Below are 1,118 nucleotides of genomic sequence, written 5' to 3' on the forward strand. Positions count from 1 at the left end.
AGCTCCAACTCCCCCGCCCGCCGACACAGTTCATCAGCGGCCTTCACCACGTCATCGGCAGCCGTCCCGACCGCCAGCAGACAGAACTCGTCACCCCCGAGCCGCGCCGCCAGCGCCCCCGGCAACATCGCCCCGCACACCGACAGCACCGACCCGAACCGCTCCAACAGCCGGTCCCCGACCGCATGCCCCTGGGTGTCGTTGACCCGCTTGAGCCCATTGAGGTCACACACGACGAGGCTGACCACGACCCCCTCACTGCGATGCCGCTCGACGGCCTCCTCCAGCCGCACATCCACGGCCCGCCGATTCGCCAGCCCGGTCAGCGCGTCGGTGAACGCCAGCCGCCGAGCCTCCTCCAGCCGCTCACTCTGCGCGAGCCCGGCCGCCACCACGGAGGCCAGCACGGTGGCGAAGTCGGCGTCCCCCCGGTCGAAGACGGGCGCACCCGCAGGACGGGCGACATAGAGCTCCCCCCAGGCCCGCCCGTTCAGCACGAGCGGCGCGACCACACAGCACCCCCGCCCACGCCGCCGAAGAGCGGCGACCCGCTGATGGCAGTACCCGGGATGCGCGGTCGCGGGCCCCTCGGCCGTCTCCACCCACGCGTTGGGCTCACCCCCGGCGGCCCACCGCTCGTGCAGGAACTCGGCGATCTCCGGGAACTGGTGCACCGGATAGGCCTCGTCCCCCGGGAACTCCTCCTCCCCCTCGGCGCGGTCCCCCACGTTCACGAGCACCCGCAACCGCCCGAGCTCCCGCTCCCACACCGACAGCGCGGCAAAACTCCCGGCGAGCGCCCGGCACGCCCCGAGCGCCGCCGCCCGCCAGGACTCACGCGGGGTGTGCGCCGCCGCCATCCCCTGCGCCAACGCCACCACGGCCGCGAGCCGTCTGTCCTCACCCATCACTCCAGGCTAGGGAGTTTTACCCCGATTTGGGACGTTGGTGTGGCGAACGGGGAGGTCACCGGCGCACAGACACGACATCCGGCCCCGCGACAGGCGGCAGGCGGAGGGCAGGAGCGGCCACTCACTCTCCCGGCCACTGCGGCCTCCGCTTCTCGTTGAACGCCGCCACCCCCTCCGCCCGGTCCCCCGAGAACGCCGTCGCCCGCC

Annotated in this window: 1 protein-coding gene and 1 pseudogene; both read right to left on the bottom strand. The window is 73.3% G+C overall.

What is annotated here, in order from left to right:
- A partial coding sequence (locus tag L0P92_RS44560; protein ID WP_234768828.1) for a GGDEF domain-containing protein occupies positions 1-908 on the bottom strand: 908 nt, incomplete at its 3' end.
- A gap of 124 nt (positions 909-1,032) precedes the next feature.
- A pseudogene (locus tag L0P92_RS44565) lies at positions 1,033-1,118 on the bottom strand (enoyl-CoA hydratase); the annotation flags it as partial.

Source organism: Streptomyces muensis, assembly GCF_021474425.1.
GTDB classification, from domain to species: domain Bacteria; phylum Actinomycetota; class Actinomycetes; order Streptomycetales; family Streptomycetaceae; genus Streptomyces; species Streptomyces muensis.